This window comes from Chryseobacterium sp. S90 (assembly GCF_047444895.1).
Taxonomy (GTDB): Bacteria; Bacteroidota; Bacteroidia; order Flavobacteriales; family Weeksellaceae; genus Chryseobacterium.
Genome location: NZ_JBLGCX010000003.1, coordinates 234,044 through 257,295 on the forward strand (window position 1 = coordinate 234,044; position 23,252 = coordinate 257,295).

Below are 23,252 nucleotides of genomic sequence, written 5' to 3' on the forward strand. Positions count from 1 at the left end.
AAGAGAGCACCTCATTGCTGGGGCACCCTCCTTGTACTACTACTGTTATTTATGATTTAAAATGCGTCACAAACATTTCCTCCTAAAGTAGCACCTGCATTAGCCGTGACATCTGCTTTTACATCTGCAACATTTAGTTTTCCGATATTGTATGGCGGTGTGAATGCTGTTCCGCTTCCGTTAATATTTCCTGTAACATTAATGAAACTACTTCCCGTTTGCGTTACTGCTGTAAAGCCACTCATTAAATTAATAGGCTCTTTTACGTTTTCAAAGACATTTCTTTCTACGAGAATATTGGCCTGTACTCCTGCTGCAATACATTTATTACTTACAGAACTATTGAAATAACTGTTCAGGATATGGATTTTGCCAAATCTTACTCTAGGCATACGCTCTCTGCATCCCGGTGCCCACCAGCAACGGACAAAGGTTACATTCAGCTTCCCGGCGTCAGCAGTAGCACCGTCACTGGATCCGATAAGGTTAGAGAACCTGTGGTCATCCGTTCCGCCTGAACCACCCGGTTTTGGAGCTTTCAGATAATGGAATTTGGTGTAGGAAACTGTGATATAGTCAGATTTGTTTTTAATGTCGAAATTTCCGTCTACACCGTCTCTGAATTCGCAGTGGTCTATCCATACATTTCGGCAGTCATCAAGAATGGCATTATCCCAGCCGTCAGTATCGTAAGCTCCGGGACCTTCAAAAATAAGGTTTCTGATAATGATGTTATTACACCTTTTAATATTGATAATTCCTGAGCCGTCCTTCGTCTGGTTTGTAGATACCAGCTTAGCTCCGGTTGCACCGTAAATTGTTTTTCCGGTCTGATCCTGGAGAGACAAGCGTGTAGTGATGGTAATGGTTCCGGTTACTTTAATCACTTTTACAGCAGTATTTTCAATAGCAGCCTTTAACTGGGCATACGTGGAAACAGTAGTCTCTGCAGCCGTTCCTCCTCCGGTAGTACCTCCGTTTTCAGAAGCCCATCCGGGAGCCACACAATTGGCCAGAGGAACAATCTTTTGTGTAAGACTGTTTTTAATATTGATTTCGCTTTCTGCCAGGTCATTATTGATTTCTTCGTTACCACATCCGGTAAGGGCAAAAGCTGAACTTAGAGCTGCTGTAAAGAAGACAGCTTTGAACTTTGTTTTCATAGTTTATATTTTGTGATTTGTTCTGAAGTAAAATTATGAAGTTAATATTTAATTATTTTATATTTTGATATATTAATATTTGTATAATTATAATGTTAAATATTTTATTTGGTTAATCGGTTGCATTTTGTTATTTACTTAAATTAATAAATGAAATTGATTAAATGTTAAAAATAAAGCAGTAATAATTGGAATATAGAGCTCAAATCTAATGAAGAATAGATATGCTTTTTCTGTTGAATATTCGGAAAGGCGCAAAGGTTTAAAAGTACCTGCATATTAAATTTCATTATTATCTTCCTTTTCCAGCCTCCTAAATAAGAAAATCCTCCCTTAGAGGGGTGAAAGCATCAATCAGTTTTCCCTCCTCAAGGCATTTTACCCCATGGAAAACATTAGGCTGTGCAAAAAAGCCATCACCTTCCTGCAGAATTTTTGTTTCATTGTCCACAGTAACTTCAAACTTCCCGGATGCAACATATGTAATCTGAGAATGAAAATGCTGGTGTAAAGCTCCGGTTGCTCCTTTCTCAAATTTTACAATCACCATCATTACCTGAGCATTATATCCCACAAACTGTCTTGAAACACCATTTCCCAGATCTTCCCATTCAGAGTCTCCGTTAAAGAAAGGTTCTTTTTTTAAATTCATTTTTATCTTTTTTGAATTGAAATTTTGTAAGCATGTGCAGAGAATTATTTGTGTTCTCTCTGCCATTCTGAAAGAATCTAAACTCTTATTTTATCATCATGTATTACTAATAAAAGTCTTTACTGTATGGATTCCTTCGGAATGACAAACTGTATGGATAGTCTAAACGAGTAGTTTATATCACTGTATTAATTCCGGAACAAATTAATATCTATATAGACTTACATAAGTATGCATCTTAACATTCTGAAAGAATCTAAACTGTTATTTTATCATCATGTATTACCAATAAAAGTCTTTACTGTATGGATTCCTTTGGAATGACAAACTGTATGGATAGTCTAAACGAGTAGTTTGTATCACTGTATTAATTCCGGAACAAATTAATATCTATATAGACTTACATAAGTATGCATCTTAACATTCTGAAAGACTCTAAACTCTTATTTTATCATCATGTATTACTCGATAAAAAATATTGCTGTCTGAATTAGTGTATAATAACAAACCGCGCAGATCGTAAAACTTTTTATTTAATATATTTCTCTAATCCTGTTTTCAGACTTTTCAAAGAAGCCGCTGCCAGTTTTGCAACGGATTCAGCTCCCAGCTTTGACAAATGAGTATCATCATCTTTTCCTTCCGGATAATAATTTTCATCCCCTTTTTTATAATGCAGATGCAGTTTTTTTGAATTTTCCGGACCATAAGAAATTTCCAGTTGCTCTGACAATAATTGTAAATCCACAAAAGGAACTTTAAGATCATTAGCAACCATTCTTACTACCAAAGAATATTCTTTATGTGTATCCACTAAAACACCATTCTCATTAAAGTTTCTTCTGACAATAGACGTCATCAGAATGGGAATAGCACCTTTAGATCTCGCTTCGTTCACATATCTTTCAAGGTTGGCTCTGTATTGAGTATATGGATTGGTAAACCGTGCCGAGTCATTGATTTTCTGATCGTTGTGCCCAAACTGAATAATGACAAAATCTCCCTTCTTAAGCTGATTCATCACTTTATCCCATCTTCCTTCCGTTCTGAAGCTTTTTGAACTTCTCCCGTTAGTTGCGTGATTCTGAACGGATATTCCGGAAGTCAACAGAGAGGGAAGGATCTGTCCCCAGCCATGTTCCGGGTTTTTATCCGGATTTTCTTTATTGGCCATTGTTGAATCGCCAATCAGAAATAGAGTTGGTTGTTGTGCCAATGTCATGATTGATAGGAAGAAAAGGAGTAGGGTAAGCTTTTTATTCATAGTTGTTTTTTATAATTTTTTTGTCTTGTCATAATTGATTCCATATCATCAGACAAATAAGTTGGAAAAACGCAAAGGAGCTAATGAAGTTAAAAGACAATGCTTCAGGGCGCAATGATTTTATCTTCGATAAATTTTAAACCATACAAATTGCTGGAAATTTTTGATTTTATTGCGCCTTAACAGGATAGTAATTTTAAATCTTTTCGTCTGTGCATTTGTCCGGCAATTCAATAATTAAGGGCTCCAGCCATCAAATATTTTTTCCAGAATGTAATTTTTCAGATCTTTTTTGGTTAGCTGATGAGACCAGTTTATACGTTTTGAAGTGTTTCCACCTTCTCCTTTACTTCCGGATTCTGCATAGTAGGCCGTTTTTTCTTTATCAGGGAACATTTTGTCGCCTTTCCATGGATCCCAGCCCTGGGGAAGAATATGTTTTCCCATTTCCGTATTGATAAAAACTGTTTTGGCGTAGGGCCTCCACGGTCTTCCCAGATACACTTTGGAAATGCCATCTTTTGCAATTAGTTGACAGTCAAAAAATATAAAACCATATTTCCTGTCAATTTCGGTGGCGGCTGCAGTGATATAAGAATCAGCGAGACTTTTAATCGTACAGTTCTTAAATACGGCAGTAGCCTGTCCGAAAATAAAATCTGTAGTTCCTTCTATATAACAGTTTTCAAAATATTGCCTGCTGTGATTGGTCGCAGAATATAAAGTATCCTGACATCCTAAAATAGCAGCGTTTATCATGATAAAACGATCACCTTCTACATGAAGAGCAACAGCCTGGCCTTCGTTGCATGAGCTGTTTTGAATGGTAAGATTAGTAATTTTAACATCATCCGACATTACCAATACCGTATATGAATTGAATGTCGTCATCTTTTCATTGAACGCATCCTGCTTTCCGGAGAAGTCGTTATGGGTAATGATCGTATTTTCTTTGTTTTCGCCTTCCAGAGTGATTTTATGTTTAGAAGAGGGAATCTTTATCTTTTCATGATAGATTCCCGGTTTTATTTTGATTAATGCCTCAGCAGGTCCCAGATCTCTTATAGAATTGATGGCTTTTTGAATGGAGGTAAAGTCTCCGTTTCCTTTCTGATCAACTGTAATCGTAATGTATGGTTCGCCTGCCCATAGCAGTTGAGCTGCTGTTATGAATAGAATTAAAAGTAATTTTTTCATACCATTTATTTGATCCGTTTGAAATTAAAAGCTATTTTAAAACCTTATTTAAAAAATCTACAGTATAGTTCAGAGTTTCTGTAAACCACGGTTCTGCCGACCAGAATGAATGCGGAGAATCTTTGATCTCATGGAATTCAGTAGGGATGTTATAAGACTGCAGTTTCTTCATCATATCATCTCTTCCTGCACGGAATCTGGGCTGCGAACTGTTGATGAAAAGAGTAGGCGGCGTATGTTGATTTACATATTCCAACGGTGAGGCTTCCGTCCAGTTTTTGAGATTGATATCCCTGTCACCAGCCAGCCAGTAGGAGGCATACGTACTTTCTTCAGCTTCAGGATGGATGAACGAAACAATTCCGTCAACATTGATGATTGCCTTTATTTTGTTTTTGGCTTTTACGCCTACCAGGGTTGCCATCTGTGCACCGGCAGATTCACCTAAAACCGCCATTTTATTTTTATCTAAAGCATATCGTCTGTGATTTTTCCTGATCCATTGAATAGCGGTTTCAACATCTTCAATGCCCGCAGGATATTTGGCAATATCAGCAAGGCGATAACCAACAGCAATGACTACAAAACCTTTTGATGCCAACTCCATTGCCATGTATTTTTCATTTTCCTTACTTCCGGAAATCCAGCCTCCACCATGTACCATAGTGATTCCTGCATGTTTTTTTGACGAATCAGCAGGGTAGTAAACATCTGCTTTTAAAGAAACTCCATGAACAGAACTGTATTCAATATCTTTATCAATTCTGATATTTTGGGGTGTTGAACGGTCAATAGGGGTAATAAAGCTGTGTTTCTTTTTAAGCTTTTCAAAAGTCCCCTCATTGGTGTAAGGAGAAGCATTCGGCCTCATCTGCCCGAATGCCATCGTCCCTACGAATAAAATAGAAATAGAAATATAAGTATGTCTTTTGTTAAAAATCATGAGCCGGATTCTTACAAATTATATTATTTTACTGCATTCTTAGGTACTTCTGTTCCTATAGAAAGCAAATTTTTGTTGGATCGTATTTCTTTTGGCAAAATAACAGCTCCCGTTTTGTTTCCTAAAATTTTGATATAAGGTTTGATTGGGGATTCAAATTTTACATCAGCAAGGTTGATATTTTTACTGTTGTAAACCGTTGCTCCTGTACCTTCAGAGTATTTCAACGTTACATTTTTTAATTGAATTCCGTCTGCATCAACAATAGTCAGTGCTTTTTTGGTATCAAATTTTGAATCTTCAATCACAATATTTTTAAGGTTCATTTCTGCCAGACCAAATAGAGTGATGGCTTCATAAGAATTAACGGCATTGATGTTTTTAAAGAAAATATTTCTGAAAACCGGAGTTTCATCTGTTACAGGATATACTTTTTCCGGAGTCTTGTTTCCTTCCTGTTTTTGTCCGTCTTCTAAAACCGGGGAAGATCCTTCATAAAACATATTGAAACCAATTGTTTGGGTAGGAATATTAATCATATCAATATTTTTAATATAAATATTTTCTACAATTCCGCCTCTTCCACGGGTTGTTTTAAAACGAAGCCCGATATCTGTTCCGATGAAAGTACAATCAGATACATGAATGTTTCTTGCTCCGCCGGACATTTCACTTCCCACGACAAATCCTCCATGGCCATGATACACTACGTTATTTTTGATAATTACATTTTCTGTAGGCATTCCTCTTTTTCTGCCATCCTCATTTTTCCCGGATTTGATACAGATAGCATCATCACCCACATCAAATGTATTGTCATAGATCAGAACATTTTTGCAGGATTCCAGATCTACACCATCGCCATTTTGTGAAAACCATGGATTTCTTACGGTAAGATTTCTTAGGATCAGATTGGAGCACATCAGCGGATGAAGGTTCCACGCCGGGGAATTCTGAAAAGTAGGACCATCTAACAATACTTTGTCGCAACCCACCAGACTTACCATCACCGGACGCAGAAAATCTTTTACGGTGGCCAGTTCGTCTTTGGATATTTTATCAGGAACATTAAAGCTTGAGCTGCTTTCAAATCCTTTTTTATAGCTTTCTGAAGGGTACCATGTTTTGCCGTCGGAAGATAGAATTCCACCCGATTTTAAGATTTCTTTCCATTCAGATTCTGCGACTTTACTTTTTTTGATAGCCCTCCAAGCGTCACCGCTTCCATCAATGACTCCTTTTCCTGTAATGGCAATATTCGTAGCATTTTTTGCTGAGATAGGAGACTGGCAACGGATGGTATTTAATCCTTCAAAACTTACATCTACCAAAGGATAATCATTTTTATCTTTACTGAAAATAATAAATGCGCCTTCTTCTACATGAAGATTGATATTGCTTTTCAGTTCAATAGGACCTGTTAACCACATTCCTCTTGGTACCACCAGTTTTCCACCTCCTTTTTTACTAAGGTCTTCAATGGCTTTTTTGAAAGCTGCCGTATTTTTTACATTTCCACCTGAGATTCCGCCAAATTGTGTGATGGAAACTGTTTGGGCAGGAAAATTGGTTTCTGCAACCTGAGGCATTGTAAACTCAATGTTTTTATAAATATTCAGGTTCTGAGCAAAAACTTGCCCCGAAAACATCATTGCTGTGGCTAAACCGATCATTGTAAGTGACTTCTTCATGTTATTTTTTTTGAGTTTTAATTATTTTTTTAAATTCCTGATAGACTAAAGAAGCGACTGCTTTTGCTCCCTCAGGCTGAAAATGAGTATTGTCTTTCTGTCCTTTTGGGTAGGCTTCATAGACGTTCTCCGTAAGGTTCATAAAATAATGAGTTGTTGTGAAATCTTCTCCTTTTTTCGTAAAATAATCCATCGATAATCTATTGAGGTCGATGTAGGGAACATTCATTTCCTTTGCAATATCAATCGGGGCCTGCCAGTAATCTCCATGTACATTTTCCAGTTTTCCGTCTTTCCATGGATAATTTCTGGCGACTGGAGTTACAATAACGGGATTTCCTCCTTTCTGTCTCGTCTGAGAAACGAATAAACGTAAAAATTCTTTATATCCCTGAATATTCACATAGCGTTCAGGATGTTTTTCAGAACCATCGTTATGCCCGAACTGCATGACTACATAATCACCAGCCTGAAGATGTTCATAGACATACCGCCATCTTCCTTCCTGGAAAAATGTTCGTGTGCTCCTTCCACCATGAGCCCTGTCAATAACCGCTACAGAATCTGTTGTGATCCCAGGTTTCAGAGATTGTATACTGTCTTTTACAAAAAATGGCTGAAAAACCTGTCCCCAGCCTGTGATGGGATACCGGACTTTCATATAGTCTTTTCCTGGATCATAATCTCCGGTATAATCAGCCATCGTTGAATCTCCGATGAGGTAAATATAGGTTACTTTTCTATCTGTTTTTACTGCTGTTTTTTGTGCTTTATCCTGTAACTGACATGCTGACAGGAATAGGATACTTAATGAAAGTAAAACGGGTTTATATATTCTTTTTTTCATGACTTTTTTGTTGGGTAATTGCAAAAGTGGGAGGTTTTTTATTCTCTGATTTAAGGCGTAGAAATGTCCAGAAACAGTCCTTTTTGCTATCATTAGCGTCTTAGCATTTACCAGTATTTTTTACTTCTTAGTAATTCTGAACCAATCAAAATCAGCATATCCTCCTCGTGGTGCTTTTGCCATACTGATGCTATAAAGCCCTACTTTTGCTCCAATCCATTTTCCCGGTTTTGCCTGGAAAACATCACCCGTTTTGATGAAGTCTTTCCCATTTTCGCTATAACTGAACTGGCATAATCCGTTGGGTTCGGTTACATTTACTTTTAAATAAGCCTCATTGCTTTTTAACTGAGTTTCCCAGAGTATTTTTTCCTCACCGCCTTTGTCTGCTTTTTCAGCTTTCCTTAGTTGTAGGTAATAGCCGTCATGTTTGTTGGTGATAACCAGTGATGTATGGTCTAATCCCATAACCAGTAACCCTGCAGTTTTTCCATCCCTAGCTTCTTCGGGAACTAATTTTACCTTTGTTGTGGCAGTAAAATTCGGAGCCGGGAATTTTTGGGTTAACAGATTCGGAACATTCCACAGGTTTTTTTCACCTTCAGGAACTTTTATCGAGAATAATCTTAAAAATTGCTGTCCGGGAAGTTTGGAAGACCATACAATATTTTCATTCGCGCTCCATTGCCATTGTAATCCTAATTTTTTCCCATCAAATTCATCGGTCTCAGCAGGGGTTACAACAGGATATAATTGTCCAACATCAGGTTTTTTATAGCTTACAACAGGCTCTCCGATTCCGTTTTTATTATAGTCTGTTCCTATTACAGGCCAGTCTTTATCCCATTTCATAGGCTGGAGATGAACAATTCTTCCGCCCGCATCCACGTCTTGAAAATGATAGAACCAGTTTTCTCCGGAAGGGGTATCTACCCATGCTCCCTGATGAGGTCCGTTGATGTTTGTTGAACCCTGCTCCAAAACAATTTTTTCTTCGTAAGGGCCATAGATATTTTTTGATCTCAGCGCAAGCTGCCAACCTGTTGCAACACCACCTGCGGGAGCAAAAATATAATAATAGCCGTTTCTTTTATACATTTTAGGCCCTTCAACGGTAGGATGAGCATCATGACCATCAAAAATATGAATTCCTTTGTCGAGTACTTTTGTTCCTTCCGGATTCATCTTATTGAGGGTTAACATACTTTTTACTCCGGCACGGCTTCCGGCCCAGCCATGAATCAGATAGGCATTGCCATTTTCATCCCAGAAAGGGCAGGAATCAATCAAACCTTTGCCTTCCATCACCAAAACCGGTTTCTCCCAGATTCCCAGAGGGTCTTTAGTTTTTACCATATAAATTCCGAAATCAGGATCTCCCCAGTAAATGTAAAATTCTCCTTTATGAAATCTGATACTGGGTGCCCAAACGCCGTCCCCTCTTTTGGGTGTTGAAAAATGTTCGAGTGGCAAGAGATCCTGGATTGCATAATTAACCAGTTTCCAGTTGATCATATCTTTGGAATGAAGAACAGGCAGTCCGGGCGCTTCGTTGAAACTGGAGGCCGTCATATAATAATCATTCCCTACCCGGATAACGTCCGGATCAGAATAATCTGCATATAAAACGGGATTTCTGTAGTTTTCCCCCTGATCAGCAATCCATACTTCGGAAGCATATTTTTTCTCCTGTGCCTGAAGATAGGTAGAAGCTACTGAACATGCGGTGATGGCAATGATATTTATAATACTTTTTGTCTTCATAGAATCAATTATACTTTTCCTGACTTACCAATCCTTGTCAAGGTTTTAAACCTTGATAAGGATGATGATTTCCTAATCTTTTTTTACTTTTCAAATTCTAAACTTGCCAGGATAAAAGGGCCTGTTCCTTTCGGATCATTGGAGCGTACTTCTTCATTCACATAATATTCATAAGAACCGCTTCTGTAAGGTGTTCCGCCCAAGCCTGCCACGGCACAGCATTTATTTAAGCTGACAACACCGTTTTGATCTACTGTTATCAGGTTTTTGATAATGCCATCGTATCCTTTTTTCGCATATGTTTTATATGATTTGGGCAGATACCCTTTGTTGACAGACTTTATCATGGTGTACACAAACATAGATGAACCTGTTGCTTCCAGATAGTTTCCTTTTTCTCCTCCTTTATCCAATACCTGGTACCAAAGTCCTGTCCTGGAATCCTGAACTTTGATAACAGCATCACAGTAAGATTTCAGATAGGTAAGTAATTTTACTCTTCCCGGATGGTTTTGAGGCAGATAATCCAGTACATCTACGATAGCCATTCCGTACCAGCCCATTGCTCTTGACCAGAAATTTGGTGAAAGTCCGGTTTCTTTATTTGCCCATTGCTGTTCTCTGCTTTCATCCCAGGCATGATAGAGCAGTCCCGTTTTTTTATCTAAAAGATGTTTCTGAATCAGTACAAACTGATTGATGATATCATTGTAAGCTTTTTCAGCTTCTTCTCCTTTTGAAAAATCATGGGTATAATGGGCATAAAATGGCTCTCCCATGTATAATCCGTCCAGCCACATCTGGTTAGGATAAATTTTCTTGTGCCAGAAACCGCCTTCTGAAGTTCTTGGCTGTCCGTCAATTTGAGTGCGCAGGGTTTGCAGGGCTTTTAAGTATTTGTTTTTTTTCTCTTGCTGATAGAGGTAAAGAAGTACATTTCCGCAATTCAGCATGTCAATATTGTATTTTGAAAGCTCGTAAGAAACAATACTTCCGTTTTCTTTCACCATGGTATCACCAAAGGTTGTGATATACCTGTAATATTCTTTGTTTCCCGTTTTTTCAAACAATCTTTCAGCACCTTCCAGAACGATGGCTGTAGGATAGCTCCATTTGGGAGCTTTGTTATAATCCAGCATCCATGCCTGAGGAAAGCGTTGTATTTCAGAAAGAAGCATTCTTTCCGACCATGGAAGTTTGGCTGAAATTTTTCCGTTTACTTTTGATTGTATTTCGGATGAAGAATTTTGCAGTGGCTTTTGTGCACAGGAAAAAAAGAAGCCTGAGCATACTGCTGCCAATGCATAGATTGTAATAGAATTATTAATAAAGTTCATAATTTTAAACTTTAAAGTTGTTGAGTTTTATCCAGAATATCCAGTTTTTTATCTAAATCCTGGTAGAAAGCGTCTTCAGTGGTTAAGCCGTTGGGTTCCTGTGACCAGGCTCCTAAAAAGTAATAAGAGATATTCTTTGTTTTTTTGAAAATGATCGTATGGGTAGATTTTGTCTTTACATATTGATCTAGGCTTTCAATAGGATAGAAGACTGCCATTCCCAGATTGTCTTCTTTTTTGGCTAAAGTTTGCTGCCCATAAGTCGCAATATAGCCCCATTTTTTATTTTTACTGATTCCCTGTTTCAAAGGAATGTCTTTAAAAGCAACGATTCCCGTACACAAACCTGAAAGGCTATTGCTTAGGGTAAGGTCTACTTTTACGAAACGGTCTTTGGGTAAAATCGTCAGTTTTGACTGCAGATCTACCGGATTACCCCAGGTTTTCCATCCTTTGTAATTGATAATGGCATAAGACTGGTCTTTTTCATTGACTACTTTTGCGGTGGTATTTTTTACGATTTTAAAAGTTTCAACATAATCGTTCTGTTCATCATATCTTCCATAAGACCCGATTCCGATGGTACGGCCGGACTTCAGAATATCCTGTCCCCACGGCGCATCATGATGATAGGATTCAAAACCATCCTGACCGACTTCCGGTAATACCAGAGTGTTTACCTTTTTACCAAAAATATCTGTAGCATTTCTCCAGTCCAGATAGAGCCTGTAGCCAATCTGATTGTTTTCCAGACCAATTCCTTCATATCTGATATACGAGGAGTGATCCGTATGGGCTTCCGGCAGGGTAAGTCCCTGAATGTTTTTAAAAGTTCCGCCGATGTATTGATTGCCTTCCCATTTGCCACCTTCTTTTACAGAAAGTTCAGCGTAGGAAAATGGTGCTTTAGGGTTTTTCTTACTGTTTTCAATCACAGAAGTCTGTGCTGGAAGAGTTGAACTGATAAAAGCTCCCGCAATACATATTGTAAATAAGCTGAATTTCATACTTTTTCTTATTAGTTTACCGATTTGTAACAAAGAGTTTTCGTGGTTATTAACGTTGTTCATCGGTTATTTTACTGACGATATCGCTGAAATAAACCTCAATATTGTCATAATTTTTATCCAGATCTCTACCATTGGCATTGGCGGATTTTGGGTCTAAATGATGTTTGATTTCCCACTCATCAGGCATTCCATCATTATCTGAATCAGGGAGTGGTTTTTCCTGTCTCAAATTTGGAAATCCACCAACATCCTCCTGAGAGTCGATGATTCCATTTGTGCTTCCTTTTGATCCTTTATAAGTAAAGTTTCCGGTTTTGATATCTTTTATAATATGTAGATCAACAGCGTCACGTACCAGACTTGCTCCTCCATATTGTAAAGTTTTTTCATAGGCTTCCTGGGCGGTATGGGTGATGGTATTATTTTTAATATCGTGAGGCTGATTAATCCTGATGGAATTTTTATCTTTTTCCGTTAGGTTATACGAGGATTTCATCTGATTAAAAACACCTTCTTTCCAATTGTCTTTGGTGGTTTCAGTATTTCCCTCCATGACATTTCCATGGATATAGTATTTTCCCCAGGTATTGTAGACTTCCGTTTTCGGATTTTCATTTTTATCTATGGCAGCAATCCGTTGTCTGGTGATGGTTGCAGGTCCGGGTTTGTAATAATTATTGATGATATTGACGTTCATTCCTTCACCGCCGTATATGCTGTTGTGTCCCCAGTTATACATCACATTATTTCTGAAATCAGTAAGGTCGGTGAGAGCAAATTTACTTCCTGCATATTCTCCCAATCGTGGATTCCTACTATCGTGATGAGCATATATATTGTGATGAAATGATGCCAGTTTACCTCCGGCAATTCCTCCGTAACCATGAGCTCCTTTCTGATGGAAGCTGTTTCTGAGGCTTTCCGCAATAATACACCACTGCAAGGTTGTATTTTCGTTGGCGTAAATGGAAACAGTTTCGTCTGTGGACCAGCTCATAGAGCAATGATCTACTATTAGATTTTTGATGAATCTTGCACCCAAGGCATCGCCTTCAAATTTTTTCTGATCTCCCATTCTGAATCTCAGATAGCGGATAATAACGTTGTCAGCCGCTACAAATGTTTCGTAATTGGCAACGGTAATGCCGTCTCCGGGAGCGGTTTGTCCGGCAATGGTGACATTACCTTCTTTTATTTTTAAAGGAGATTCAAGATAGATGGTTCCGCTGGTTTTAAAAACGATATATCTTGGTCCTTTCTGGTTCAGGGCATATCTTAATGTTCCTTCAGAATGATCGTCTTTCAGATTGGTAACAAAATATACTTTTCCGCCACGACCTCCCGTTGTGAATCTTCCAAAACCTTCAGCACCCGGAAAGCTCAATACTTCCTGTGCATTGATCAGCGGGGAAATACTGCATAAAATTCCGGTGGCGAATAGTCTGATGAAACTCTTTGTCATGATTGAAAAATTCTCTTTGAAGGGTTGAATTATTTTAAACTCTTTTTCACATTCCAGTTATCCTTGCCTTTCAGGATATTGTCTGTCGTATATTTTTTTCTTTCCTGTTGGGTTAACTGATGTGACCATGAAACTCTCTGCATGACATTTGCTCCCGGCCCTTTTGAGTAGCTTTCTGCGTAAAATGTTGTCTTTTCAGCATCAGGTTTGCTCCAGTTGTGCCATCCTTCAGATTTTATTGTGGAATTGAGTTCACAATCGATATAAACAGTTTTAGCAAATGGCCTCCACGGTCTTCCCAGATACACCGAATGTTCTTTTGCATTACCAATAATTTTAGAATTGATAAACGCAAAACCAAACTCATTTTCCTGTGGAGTAGAAGCTGCGGTAACATAACTTGCCGTTTCTTTGGAATAAATGATACAGTTTTCAAAAACAGCGGTTCCTGCACCGAAAATATAATCAGTAGTACCTTCTACATAACAGTTTTTAAAATAATTTCTTGATGGTTTTGTCTTATCCTGAAGATCCTGAACTCCTTTCAGATATAAAGTATCCTGATTTCCTAAAAACCTGCAGTTTTCAAAAGCGATCCTGTCACCTGAAGTCAATACTGCAACGGCCTGTCCAACTTTCCCTGAACTGTTTTCAAATGAAATATTTTTAGCACTAAAATCATTGGAGTAAATAAATAGAGTAGATGAGCCTGTAGTTCCGATTTCTTTTCCGTCTGCATTTTTTTTAGAAGCAAAATCATCATAAGTAATGATTGTTTTTTCAGAATTTTCACCTTCCAGAAAAAGGGGGCCTTTCGATTCAGGAATAACAATTTTTTCTTTATAAATTCCAGCTTTAATAATAATTTTTGTCCTCAGATAAGAATTGTTTTCAACTGCATCTATTGCTTGCTGAACGGTTGTAAAGTCACCTTTTCCGTCTTTCGAAACCACGAGGGTTTTCTCCCTGGTCCGGAAAGAAAGAAGGCTGAATACAGCAATCAAAAAAGCAGAAAACAGCGTACAGTTTTTAAAAAGGATGGAATATCTCATAAAGCAATTTTGGTTTAAAATACAGGCTGTGTTCTTCAAGAGATCAGCCTGTATTTTTGATATGAATGTAAACTTAAACTGTCTAGTATCCGTAATCCTGAGTAAGATTATAATTTGAATTGATTACGTCCAGGGCTATAGGAAGAAGTTCCTTTTTATTAGGCTGGAAATAATAAGCATAGCTTTTCACAGGATCTCCGTTGATGTAAGGCTGTGTCATGGCAAGTCTCCAGTTGATTTTTGTATATCCTGAAGGCGTGGCAACACTTTGGTTAGGATTGTAGAAAACATCAGCTTTGCTGATTCCGTTGACATAAATATCCATGTCCAGTACATTTTGCTGTGCTGTTTTTGTAGGAACATAATTGACAACGGTTGATGCCGGTTTTTTATAAAAAATATATTCAGGAACGTTGGCATAAGCTCCGGTACCATTCATGAAATCTGTTAATTTCTGTCTGGTTTCATTGATTTTTGTTTCCAGAAGGTTCCAACGGATCAGATCATATTTTCTTAATCCCTCGCCTCCGAATTCCAGCAGTCTTTCCTGTACAATATACTGGAAAAACTGATTTTTGGAAGTTGGGATCGTTCCCACCTGGTCTGGATTTCCGGCATAAGCTCTTTGTCTGACAGCCATTACGGCATCTATAGCTTCCTGAGAAGGCGCACTGTGAAGTTGGTTATCTGCTTCTGCAAACATTAATAAAATATCTGCGTATCTCAAAAGCGGCCAGTCAATTCCTAAATTCTGTGAAGTTCCTGTAATGCTTGTCCATGATTTTCTGAATTTTCCATCATTCCAGTTGATAGAAGTCTGAAGATCTTCCTGTTTACTTGTACTTACTCTAAAAATAGCAATATTAACATCTCTTCTCAAATCATTTTTACCGAATTCATAGAAATAAGTAGGAATAGCACTGATTCCTCCTGCTGATTTCCAGTCTGAATCATCATGTCTTAACCCATTATAATATCCGATTTTAGAATCTGTTCGTGAGTTTCCTCCAAACGCTCCAACAGCGAAAATAATTTCATTCGTTGTATCCGGACTGTTGGTATGCAGTGATCTGAAAAGACCTTCATAGCTTGGATTTAGCTTATGCTGCCCGGAATTGATGATTTCTTTACACTCATCATAAGCGATCTGGTAATATTTCTGAGGATTGGTGCCTTGTACCATTAATTGGGGACTTCTTCTCAGAGAATATCCTGCTCTTGCCAGGGCGATTCTTGCTCTTAATCCTTTTACTGCAGCTTTTGAAAGTCTTTGTGCCGTAGTTCCTCCTTCAGATTTCCATGGAACTAAGGTTGAAGCTTTAGCAAGATCTTCCAGTATCTGATCATAAATGATGTCACGGTCTGTTTTAGGTAAATATACCGAAGGAAGATCTGCTGAAGGTTTGTCCTGAAACGGAACATCACCCCAGTTTTTAATAAGATCATAGTAGAACATTGCTCTTAATGTCAAAGCTTCTCCGAGATAGCGGTCCATCAGTTTTTTATCAGCTGCGGATCCGGTTTGATACACCGGAGAAAGTGGAATGTTTTTAATAACAAGATTGGCTCTTTCGATACCTGTGTAAGTATCCAGGAAAGGTCTTAATAATTCTGTATTGGTAGGAACTGCTCCAAAACAGCTGACTCCTCTTCTGTCATTGGCATTGTAATCTCCTGATGTCCTGAAGTCGTCTCCTGACTGAGAGAGAATAAGATTCATTCTCTGTCCATAGGTATTGTCACCCATAGCACTGTTATAAACTCCCACAAGAGCAGCAAAAGTATCCGGCGCTGAGTCAAACTGCTGTTTTTCTGCGGTGTTGGAAAGGTTTTCTACCTCTAAATATTCGCTGCATGAATTCAGGGTCACCACAAAGGCAAGAGATAAAAAAAGGCTTGAAAATTTATTTTTGTTCATAGCGTTCGTTTTAGAAAGTGATATCTACTCCTGATAAGATAAATCGGCTTCTTGGATAAGCTGAATAATCAACTCCAGGAGTTAATGGATTTCTTCTTGTATTGGCTTCCGGATCGAATCCTGAATAGCCGGTAATTGTAAATAAATTATTCACGGTGGCATACAGTCTCAGGTTTTTCACTCCGATGGCTTCCAGAGATCCTTTTGGCAGACTATATCCTATGGTAAGGTTATTCAGTCTTAAGAATGAACCGTCTTCAATGGCATACGAATGCAGGAAGTAAGCCCCTGCAGGCGGAGTCCACATAGTTGTATTGGCGTTAAGGGCTGCAAGAGCCGTTGGGTCTGTTACCTTATTTCCTGCGTTGTCAAACCATCTCCAGCGGTCTGCTACTTCTGCAAGCATATTATTATCTTTGTACAGATATTGGGTTGTATACTCTACTTTGTTGGCATTATATACCTTGTTTCCTATTGAAAAATTGAAAAGAAGGCTCATATCCCAGTTCTTATATCGGAAGGTCTGGGTAAAACCACCGTAGAATTTAGGCTGAGCGCTACCAAGATCAGTCATATCTTTGCTGTCAATGACACCGTCGCCATTAAGATCCTGAAGTTTAAGATCTCCCGGCTGTATAGCTTTGGCACCGTTGGCTACTGCAGCAGAATTTGGAATTCCTGTTTTTAGTGTATAAATTTGAGTGGCTGAGTCATAATTAAAATCACTCACTTCATACCTTCCTGCCGTTACATATCCCCAATAAGTTCCTACCGGTTTGCCTACCTGTACCAGGAAGTCAAACAAGTTATTCTGCCATCCGGAAGGGTAGTAGTAAGAATTTGAACTTGCTGAGGCGTTGTTTCCTAAGCTTTTGATCGTATTTCTGTTGGATGAGATATTGGCATCAATCTTCCATGAAAAATTTTCTTTACTGATGATGGTACTTCCCATTGATAATTCGATCCCTTTATTTTCACTGCTTCCTGAATTTTGATATTGAAATTCATATCCGGAGGTCTGTGGTATTTTAGCCAGTAATAAAAGGTCTTTCGTATGAGTCTTATAGACATCAAGGGTACCATAAAGTCTTCCCTTGAATAAACCAAAGTCTATCCCAGCATTATAAGAAGTTGCAGTTTCCCATTTCACGTTAGGATTTGCCATGATATTTCCTGTTGTGGCACCAGGTGTAACACTGGTTCCAAAAGCATATCCATAATCTGAAGAAGAGGTGAAGAAGGTATCATATAAAAAGGCTCCGATTCTGTTGTTTCCCGATTTTCCGTATCCTAAACGAAGCTTCAGTTCATTGACAAAATTGCTCTGTTTTAAGAAATTTTCTTCTTTGATCTTCCATGCTAAAGATGCCGCTGGGAAATATCCCCACTGGTTAGGGCCTGGTTTGAAAACACTTGAGCCGTCAGCTCTCATGGATACCGTTGCGATATATTTATTATTATAGATGTAATTTACTCTTCCAAAGAAAGAAGCCAGGCGGTCTACTTCTCTTGCAGTTTTAGGGGCATCCTGAATCATTCCTGACGGAGGAGAAGCCAGCTGTGAATTGGCAAATGCTTCCTGTGCTGAAGAAGATTTCGGGAACCATTTGATATTAATAGACGTCGATTCTCCGTCTGTTCTTACTGTTTCCTGACCTGCTAGCAAATCCAGTTTATGATTTCCAAAGGTTCTTCTATAATTCAGGGTATTGGTATTCGTAATTCTTCTGGTTTGAGCGTTGCTTAAAAATACTACAGGCTGATCATTATTTTGTCTTGCAAGGTTGGTTACCGGACCGGAAAACTGGTTGACAACCTGATCTCTCTGTACATATCCGATTACACTTCGGAAAGAGAAGTCTTTACTGATTTTATAATCAAGCGTTGCATTAAGCAATAAATCGTTTCTTCCGCTTTCTTTTACTTCATCATTGGCCAATAGAATTGGATTGACAAGATTGGTCTGATCTGCGAATAACGGATCAAATTCATCAACATCTACTGTAGAACCTCCTTCAAAAGGCTGATATCTTATAGCATTTCTCAATCTGTTGGTCGTTTGCGAACCGGAAGCGGAAGTTCCCGCACCATAAATCATTTGGCGGCTGTAACGGGCATTAAGACCAATGCTTAGTTTTTTTGAAATATCATAATCATATCTGAAGTTGGCCATATTTCTTTTAAATCCGGAACCAATCATAATTCCGTCTTCTTCAACATTATTCAGAGTTAAAGAGAATGCCGAATTTTCATTTCCTCCGGATAGAGATACATTATGGGTAAAGTTGAAGGCTTCTCTTCCGAAAAGTTTATCCTGCCAGTTTACATTCTTGACAGATTTATATTTATCCAGCTGATCAAATGTTCCGTAGCGGTTGTTAAAAGTTTCAATATCTTTCAGGTCTCCATTCTTATAATATTGTTCATACTGATAGAGTACATACTCATAAGGATCCAGTACATTAAGCTTATTCTGAATACTTCTTACTCCTACAAAACCATTATAATTGATTGTTGTTTTTCCCTTTTTACGGCCTCCTTTTGTCGTGATCAGAACGACACCATTGGCTCCTCTTGAACCGAATATAGAGGTTGATGAAGCATCTTTTAATACCTCTATTGATTCTATTTCCTTTGGCGATAAGATCGTCAGGGCATTATCCATCTGCACACCATCTACAATATAGAGCGGGGCATTGCTTTGAGTGATGGAGTTTCCGCCGCGGATGACAATATCCACATCAGCTCCGGGAGATCCCTCACTCAGGGAAACCTGCACTCCGGCCAGTCTTCCCTGGATAGCTTCAGCAGCATTGGTAGACGGCATATCTTTAAGCGCTTCGCCTTTCACCGAAGAAACAGCGTTGGTAACATCTTTTTTAGAAACCTTTGTATATCCCACTAAAACCACATCATCCAGTTTGGTTTCTTTATCTTTTTTTGTTTCTTTTTCTTGAGCCATTGCAAGGACAGGAAGCAGAAAAACAGTTAAATATAACCACTTTATTGATTGTACTCTTTTATCCATTTTGTATCCTTATAGTTTTAATTCTTGGTTGAAAGTTTTTTCAATCGTTCTTGTTTAGGACTGTTAAGTATTATTCTGCGGACTTTAGTGGTCATGAAGCTTTTTAATATTTTATTACGCTTTAGTGCAATCGATTGCGTAATTTTTTATAAAACATTATTCTGGCTCCTAAACTAATATTATTTTTCAATATGCAAAGAAAAAAATGTTATTTTTTTATTAATTTGATGGTTTAAATAAAAATATTCTATCCAACTATAGAGATTTTTTATTGTATAACATATTGTAAATGAAGTTAATATTGGTTTTTACTAAATGTTGTACAATTAGGTGGAAATTTTTCATTTTTTTAATGCTTAAGATTTAGAAAACTTAAAAATAACTTAATATTCATATGTTTTTTGCATCCCATAAATCCCTGAATTATTATCTTGGAATTAAATTTTGTAATATTTTCTGATTTTTGTCATCTTTTTTTATGGTATTTTGAATCTCTATTTTGTTGTTTTTAATAATATATCATAATATATATAGTATATTTTATAAAAGTGTTTAATTTTTATCAATTTTACATATTGTAAATCCCTTTTTATTTTGGCATGATTTTATATTTTTGAAGGTTCCCGGTTCTGTTTTTGGTTAATTTTTTTTAAATGAAAAGTTTTTATTTCAATAAAAATTAGCGTAATTTTCAATTATATATATCTGAAAATCAGATTATTTAAAATTTAAATTAATTTTTTGTTAACTAATTGAAGAATAATTCTATATTTATCCCACAAGTATTTCTGCCAATTTTAGTGTAATTTTATGCAATCGATTACATGTAATTTAACTGGTTTGAGAAAACCGCAAAAAAAGAAAAGTAAAAATAGGAGTATGATACAGTCAGAATTTCGCTACGCCCATCATCCGGAAGATGTTAAAAATTATACCACAGAAGATCTTAGGAGGGAGTTTCTGATCAATGATTTATTCAATGAGGATAAGATAAAATTAGTCTATTCTATGTATGACAGACTTATTGTAGGAGGGATAATGCCTTCTTCCAAAGCTTTGAAGCTGGAACCTACAGATGATCTTAAAGCTGAAAATTTTCTTGACAGAAGAGAGCTGGGAATTATCAACGTAGGTGGTGCCGGAAAAGTAACGGTAGATGGAACGGTATACAACCTTGGGAATAAAGAAGCTTTATACGTGGGAAAAGGAGCTAAAGAAGTCTTTTTTGAAAAAGATGGTGAAGAGCAAACCTATTTCTACATCAATTCAGCGCCGGCACATCATTCATATCCCACAAAGAAAATCACGAAAAATGAAGCGGAAATTGTGGTATTGGGTGAAGAAAAGTACGCCAACAAACGTACAATCAATAAACTGATTGTGAATTCTGTAGTTGAAACATGTCAGCTTCAGATGGGAATGACGGAACTGCACCCCGGAAGTGTATGGAATACAATGCCCGCCCATACCCATGCCAGAAGAATGGAAGCGTATTTTTATTTTGATCTGGAAGAAGGGCAGACGGTAAGTCATTTTATGGGACAGCCTCATGAAACCCGTCATTTGTTTATGATCAACAGACAAGCTGTACTGTCTCCGGAATGGTCTATTCATTCAGGAGTAGGAACAACTCATTATACTTTTATCTGGGGTATGGCCGGAGAAAATATGGACTACGGTGATATGGACGGTATCAAAACAAACGAACTAAAGTAATTTTTCTAATGAATTTATTTGATTTATCCGGTAAAGTAGCTGTTGTAACAGGTGGTACTCACGGATTAGGAATGGCAATGGCAGAAGGGCTGGCTGCTGCTGGTGCTGAACTGGCAATTACCAGCACAACGCCATCAAAATTAGAGGAAGCTTTGAATTACTACCACGAAAAAGGGTATAAAGCAACCGGATATATTTTTGATGTAACCGATGAACTGGAAGCAGCTCAGAAAGTAGCTTTGATGGAAGCTACCCATGGAAAAATAGACATCCTTGTCAACAATGCAGGAATCATCAGGCGTATTCCAGCTATTGATATGGAGGTGGACGACTTTAGAAAAGTAATCGATGTGGATCTTACCGGACCTTTTATCATGTCGAAATTAATCGGGAAATATATGATTAAAAGAAAATCCGGGAAAATTATCAATATCTGCTCGATGATGAGTGAGCTGGGACGTGATAATGTAGTGGCATATGCTTCTGCAAAAGGAGGTCTTAAAATGCTTACTAAAAACCTGGCAACAGAATGGGCAAAACATAATATTCAGGTGAACGGAATCGGACCAGGATATTTTGCAACTTCTCAGACAGAACCCATCCGTGTGGATGGAAATCCTTTCAACGATTTTATCATCAGCAGAACTCCGGAAGGAAGATGGGGAAATCCGGAAGACCTTGCAGGAACAGCTATTTTCCTTGCTTCTGATGCAAGCAGATTCATCAACGGGCAGATTATTTACGTTGACGGAGGAATTCTCGCCACCATTGGAAAACCTGCTAATGAATAACTACAGATTAGACTAGAATGAAACCTTTTATAACAGATCAATTTTTATTACAAAATAAATACGCTGAAGAACTTTACTTCAGATTTGCAGAAAAACAACCTATCATTGATTATCATAATCATCTGATCCCTAAAGATATTGCAGAAGACACTGTTTTTGAAAATATCTCTAAAGTATGGATTGCCGGTGACCATTACAAATGGAGAGCCATGCGTACCATGGGAGTGAATGAAAAATTCATCACAGGTGATTCTACTGACAAAGAGAAATTTGAAGCATGGGCAAAAACGGTCCCTTATACATTGAGAAATCCATTATATCACTGGACTCATCTGGAATTAAAGAGATACTTCGGAATTGATGAATTATTAAGTGAAGATAATGCATCGGAGATCTATGAGGATATCACCGCTCAGCTTCAGACACCGCAAAAATCAACCAGAGGTTTGTTGAAAATGATGAATGTAGAATCTTTATGTACTACAGAAGATCCTACAGATATTTTAAATTACCATCAGGACCTTGCGAAAAGCGATTTTAGCATCAAGGTAAGCACGGCATTCCGTCCGGATAAAGCAATTTTGATTGAAAATCACAATTTTGCAGATTATATGGTAAAGCTGGGAGCATCGGCAGGTATTGAGATTACTTCCTACCAGACTTTATGTGATGCTTTGCTTAAAAGAATTGAATATTTTCATGAAAATGGCTGCAGATTGTGTGACCACGGTTTAAACAATATTTCTTTTGAAGAAGCTTCAGAAGCGGAAGTGAATGCTATTTTTAATGATAAACTGGCAGGAAAAGTGATTGCCGAAAAGCAGGTTAATCAATTTAAAACAGCAATTTTATTATTCCTTGGTGAGACTTATCATAAATACGGATGGGTACAGCAGTTCCACCTGGGAGCTTTGAGAAATAACAACGAAAGAATGCATAGGATTCTTGGACCGGACACAGGTTGGGATTCTATCGGAGATTTTGTTCAGGCAGAAACGTTATCTAAATTCTTAAATACTTTAGACGGAAAGGATCAGCTGACAAAAACCATTTTATATAATCTGAATCCTGCTGATAATGAGATTTTCGCTACGATGATCGGAAATTTCAATGATGGAAGCATCAAAGGAAAAGTACAATTCGGCTCAGGATGGTGGTTTCTGGATCAAAAAGACGGGATGATCAAACAGATGAATGCCCTTTCCAATATGGGATTAATCAGCTGCTTCGTAGGAATGCTGACAGATTCCAGGAGTTTTCTTTCTTATCCAAGACATGAATATTTCAGAAGGGTATTGTGTAATCTTTTCGGAGAAGAAATGAAGAATGGTGAACTGCCGGATGACATTGAACTGATTGGGAAAACCATTTCAGATATCTGTTATCATAATGCGAAAAACTATTTTGATTTTTAATT

General features: G+C 37.7%; 17 protein-coding genes. 3 read left to right on the forward strand and 14 right to left on the reverse strand.

From position 1 onward, the window contains the following. Positions 1-56: 56 nt before the first annotated feature. From ACLMCG_RS10965 to ACLMCG_RS11030, 14 genes are all read right to left on the reverse strand, one after another. Positions 57-1,163: a pectate lyase family protein gene (locus ACLMCG_RS10965; RefSeq protein ID WP_413959569.1), complete on the reverse strand. Its 1,107-nt coding sequence runs from the start codon at positions 1,161-1,163 to the stop codon at positions 57-59. Between the two features lie 313 nt (positions 1,164-1,476). After that, a complete protein-coding gene (locus ACLMCG_RS10970; protein ID WP_413959570.1) occupies positions 1,477-1,815 on the reverse strand; it encodes a cupin domain-containing protein in 339 nt (112 codons plus the stop codon). Positions 1,816-2,344: 529 nt separating this feature from the next. After that, on the reverse strand, positions 2,345-3,079 hold the full coding sequence (locus ACLMCG_RS10975) for a rhamnogalacturonan acetylesterase (protein ID WP_413959571.1): 735 nt from the start codon (positions 3,077-3,079) through the stop codon (positions 2,345-2,347). Between the two features lie 237 nt (positions 3,080-3,316). Then, on the reverse strand, positions 3,317-4,276 hold the full coding sequence (locus ACLMCG_RS10980) for a pectinesterase family protein (RefSeq protein WP_413959572.1): 960 nt from the start codon (positions 4,274-4,276) through the stop codon (positions 3,317-3,319). Positions 4,277-4,307: 31 nt separating this feature from the next. Next, positions 4,308-5,219 (reverse strand): alpha/beta hydrolase, encoded by a 912-nt coding sequence (locus ACLMCG_RS10985; protein WP_413959573.1) that lies wholly within the window; start codon positions 5,217-5,219, stop codon positions 4,308-4,310. 23 nt (positions 5,220-5,242) lie between these two features. Then, positions 5,243-6,910 (reverse strand): glycoside hydrolase family 28 protein, encoded by a 1,668-nt coding sequence (locus ACLMCG_RS10990; protein ID WP_413959574.1) that lies wholly within the window; start codon positions 6,908-6,910, stop codon positions 5,243-5,245. A 1-nt stretch (position 6,911) separates the two neighbouring features. Then, a complete protein-coding gene (locus tag ACLMCG_RS10995; protein ID WP_413959575.1) occupies positions 6,912-7,757 on the reverse strand; it encodes a rhamnogalacturonan acetylesterase in 846 nt (281 codons plus the stop codon). A gap of 120 nt (positions 7,758-7,877) precedes the next feature. Then, the gene (locus ACLMCG_RS11000; protein WP_413959576.1) at positions 7,878-9,521 is read right to left on the reverse strand and encodes a glycoside hydrolase 43 family protein; all 1,644 of its coding nucleotides are present in this window, start codon (positions 9,519-9,521) and stop codon (positions 7,878-7,880) included. An 83-nt stretch (positions 9,522-9,604) separates the two neighbouring features. Beyond that, positions 9,605-10,858, reverse strand: a complete 1,254-nt coding sequence (locus ACLMCG_RS11005; protein ID WP_413959577.1) for a glycoside hydrolase family 88/105 protein — start codon at positions 10,856-10,858, stop codon at positions 9,605-9,607. An 11-nt stretch (positions 10,859-10,869) separates the two neighbouring features. Further along, a complete protein-coding gene (locus ACLMCG_RS11010; protein ID WP_413959578.1) occupies positions 10,870-11,865 on the reverse strand; it encodes a DUF4861 family protein in 996 nt (331 codons plus the stop codon). A 49-nt stretch (positions 11,866-11,914) separates the two neighbouring features. Further along, positions 11,915-13,330, reverse strand: coding sequence for a pectate lyase (locus ACLMCG_RS11015; RefSeq protein WP_413959579.1), 1,416 nt, complete (start codon positions 13,328-13,330; stop codon positions 11,915-11,917). A 29-nt stretch (positions 13,331-13,359) separates the two neighbouring features. Beyond that, the gene (locus tag ACLMCG_RS11020; protein ID WP_413959580.1) at positions 13,360-14,382 is read right to left on the reverse strand and encodes a pectinesterase family protein; all 1,023 of its coding nucleotides are present in this window, start codon (positions 14,380-14,382) and stop codon (positions 13,360-13,362) included. 82 nt (positions 14,383-14,464) lie between these two features. Then, positions 14,465-16,300, reverse strand: a complete 1,836-nt coding sequence (locus tag ACLMCG_RS11025; protein WP_413959581.1) for a RagB/SusD family nutrient uptake outer membrane protein — start codon at positions 16,298-16,300, stop codon at positions 14,465-14,467. A gap of 10 nt (positions 16,301-16,310) precedes the next feature. Continuing rightward, complete coding sequence (locus ACLMCG_RS11030; protein ID WP_413959582.1) at positions 16,311-19,328, reverse strand: SusC/RagA family TonB-linked outer membrane protein; 3,018 nt, start codon at positions 19,326-19,328, stop codon at positions 16,311-16,313. An 879-nt stretch (positions 19,329-20,207) separates the two neighbouring features. Here ACLMCG_RS11030 and kduI point away from each other — a divergent pair. The 3 genes from kduI to uxaC are packed head-to-tail and all read left to right on the forward strand — an operon-like array spanning position 20,208 to position 23,250. Beyond that, the gene (kduI, locus tag ACLMCG_RS11035; RefSeq protein ID WP_413959583.1) at positions 20,208-21,044 is read left to right on the forward strand and encodes a 5-dehydro-4-deoxy-D-glucuronate isomerase; all 837 of its coding nucleotides are present in this window, start codon (positions 20,208-20,210) and stop codon (positions 21,042-21,044) included. An 8-nt stretch (positions 21,045-21,052) separates the two neighbouring features. Beyond that, positions 21,053-21,835 carry a gluconate 5-dehydrogenase gene (locus ACLMCG_RS11040; protein WP_413959584.1) on the forward strand — a complete coding sequence of 261 codons (783 nt, stop codon included), beginning with the start codon at positions 21,053-21,055 and terminating at the stop codon, positions 21,833-21,835. Between the two features lie 17 nt (positions 21,836-21,852). Then, a complete protein-coding gene (gene uxaC, locus ACLMCG_RS11045) occupies positions 21,853-23,250 on the forward strand; it encodes a glucuronate isomerase (RefSeq protein ID WP_413959585.1) in 1,398 nt (465 codons plus the stop codon). Positions 23,251-23,252 lie beyond the last annotated feature (2 nt).